The organism is Streptomyces sp. UNOB3_S3 (assembly GCF_020740895.1).
Lineage (GTDB): Bacteria > Actinomycetota > Actinomycetes > Streptomycetales > Streptomycetaceae > Streptomyces.
The window spans coordinates 1-2,816 of the sequence record NZ_JAILXP010000591.1; the positions used below are offsets into that span (position 1 = coordinate 1).

Here is a 2,816-nt window from a genome sequence, read left to right on the forward strand (position 1 = left end):
GTGGTGCTGGTGCGCGGCGAACCCGTCCCCGCGCACCAGCACCACCGCGGCGGGACCACCACGCGCACCTGACCCCCAACTTCCTTCCGGATCACGGGCATTGCCACCGCGCGAACATCGACTTAGGCTTACCTAAGAAGTTGGCGGGTGGCGGGAACACCCCGACGGAAGGGGCGGTATGAGCGAGCCGGACGAGCACGGACGACGCACGGCGGCCGACGAGGACCACCACGGCCTCGTGACGCGGCTGGCCTACGGCCAGATGGCGGCCCAGACCCTGGGCGCCGCGACCCGGCTGGGGGTCTTCGACCTGATCGGCGACGGCGAACGCACGGCCGACTCCCTCGCCGGTGCCCTCGGCACCCGGCCGCGGGCCACGTACCGGCTGCTGCGCGCGCTGGCGGCCCTGCGGCTGCTCGACGAGAGCGCGCCGGGCGTCTTCACGACGACACCGGCCGGCGACCTGCTGCGGTCCGGCACCCCCGGCTCCATGCTGTCCGTGGTCCGGCTGTTCAGCGACCCCGTGATGCTCCGCGGCTGGGAGCTCCTGGAGGAGAGCGTCCGGACGGAACGGCCCTCCTTCGACACCGTCTTCGGCACGGACTTCTTCGGGCACCTCAAGAAGCACCCCGAGCTCTCCGCCGAGTTCAACGCCGCGATGAGCCAGGCCACCCGGACGGCCGCCGACGTCATCCCCCACCACTACGACTTCGGCCGTTTCGGCACCGTCGTGGACGTCGGCGGCGGCGACGGAACCCTCCTCGCCGCGATCCTGCGCGCCCACCCCGGGCCGCGCGGCGTCGTCCACGACAGCGCCGAGGGCCTGGCGCAGGCCGCCGGCCGCTTCGCCCGCGACGGCCTCACCGACCGCGTCACCCTGGAGACCGGCGACTTCTTCGCCTCGGTCCCGGCGGGCGGCGACCTCTACCTGCTCAAGAGCGTCATCCACGACTGGGACGACGAGCGGTGCGCGACGATCCTGCGGCACATCCGCGCGGTCGTCCCCGACGACGGCGCCCTGCTGCTGGTCGAGCCGGTCATGCCGGCCACCGTGCCCGGCGACGCCTCCGCCCTGCCGTACCTCTCCGACCTCAACATGATGGTGAACGTCGGCGGACGCGAGCGCACCGCGGACGACTTCGCCGCGCTGTTCGACACGGCCGGATTCGCCCTCCGCGCCATCACCCCGCTCCCCCGCCCGATCAGGTATCAGCTCATCGAGGCCACGCCCGTCTGACCGGGCTCCGTCCGGCCGGGCTCCAGGGTCAGGACCAGCTCGCCGTCGCGGACGTCGGCGACGGCCGTGTCGCCCGGGTTGAGCGAGCCGTCGAGGAGCATGTTGGAGAGCCGGTTGTCGAGCTCGGTCTGGATGGTGCGGCGCAGCGGGCGGGCCCCGAACTCGGGCTGGTGGCCGCGGTCGGCCAGCCATTCCTTCGCGGCCCCGGTGACGTTCAGGCCGATCTGCTGGGCGTGGAGCCTGCGCCTGCCGCGCTCCAGCAGGAGGTCGACGATCCGGACCAGGTCCTCCCGGGTCAGGGCATGGAAGACGATGACCTCGTCGATGCGGTTGAGGAACTCGGGGCGGAAGTGCGCCTGGAGTTCCGCCATCAGGTCGTCCCTGATCTCGTCGAACAGCACCACGCTGTACGGTTTGCGGCGCACCGCCTCGGTGAGCTGTCCGGCCTCCTCGTAGCCGACGTAGCCGGGCGGGGAGCCGACGAGGCGGGAGACGGTGTGCTTCTCCTGGAACTCGCTCATATCGAAGCGGATCATCCGGTCGTGGTCGCCCATGCCGGCCCGGCCGCGGCGTACGGCCTGGGAGACGGCGGTGACCGCCTGGTCCTGGCCGATCACGCGTTCGTGGAGGGTGTCCTCCAGCTGCATCAGCCGGTCGCGTTCGGTCTCGGTGAGCTGGGAGACGGGGATGCCGGTGCGCGCGGACAGCACGTCGGCGATGTCCTCGGCGGTGACGCTGCCGGTCTTCCCGTCCTCCCGGCCGGCCCGGGCCAGCTCCTCCTCGGTCTCGCGGACGCGCGCCTTGAGTTCGCTCGCGCGTTCGTAGTCCTCGGTGCTGACGGCCTCGTCCTTCTCCCTGCGGAGCTTGGTGAGGCGCTCCTCCAGTCCGTCCGCCTCGCTCGGGGCGCCGAGGGAGCGCAGCCCCACCCGTGCCCCGGCCTGGTCCATGAGGTCGATGGCCTTGTCGGGCAGGAAACGGTCGCTGAGGTAGCGGTCGGAGAGAGCGGCGGCGGCGTCGAGGGCCTCGTCGGTGTAGCGCACCTGGTGGTGGGCCTCGTAGGCGTCGCGGAGGCCCTGGAGGATGGCGACGGTCTCCTCGACGGTGGGTTCGGGGACCATGACCGGCTGGAAGCGGCGTTCGAGCGCGGCGTCCTTCTCGACGTACTTGCGGTACTCGCCGCCGCTGCCGGCGCCGACGACGGTGTGGAGTTCGTCGATGAACAGGATGACGCCCTTGTCGGTCGCGGTGACCTCGTCGATCACCTTCTTCAGGCGTTCCTCGAACTCGCCGCGGTACTTGGACCCGGCGACCAGCCAGGCGAGGTCGAGGCTCACCACGCGGCGGTCCCGCAGCGACTTGGGCACCTCCCCGCCGACGACGCGCTGGGCCAGCCCCTCGACGATGGCGGTCTTGCCGACGCCGGGGTCGCCGATGAGCACGGGGTTGTTCTTCGTCCGCCGGGAGAGGACCTCCACGGTCTGCTCGATCTCCTCCGCCCGGCCGATCACCGGGTCGAGCTTTCCGCCGCGCGCCTCCTCGGTGAGGTCGCGCCCGTACTCGTCGAGGGTCGGGGTGTCGC

General features: G+C 71.8%; 2 protein-coding genes. One reads left to right on the plus strand and one right to left on the minus strand.

Annotation, left to right across the window (positions count from 1 at the left end):
- Positions 1–178 precede the first annotated feature (178 nt).
- Entirely contained in the window at positions 179–1,237 is a 1,059-nt protein-coding gene (locus K6I33_RS34015; RefSeq protein ID WP_229358665.1) for a methyltransferase, read from the plus strand.
- Here the strand turns inward: K6I33_RS34015 and K6I33_RS34020 are convergent.
- Positions 1,210–2,816 (minus strand): AAA family ATPase (locus K6I33_RS34020; protein ID WP_229358666.1); only part of this gene is annotated, 1,607 nt, incomplete at its 5' end. The two genes, K6I33_RS34015 and K6I33_RS34020, sit on opposite strands and share 28 nt — an antisense overlap.

What these genes read in the sequence shown, in the direction of transcription:
- K6I33_RS34015 (WP_229358665.1), top strand. Translation starts at nt 179, where the DNA reads ATGAGCGAGCCGGACGAGCACGGACGACGCACGGCGGCCGACGAGGAC.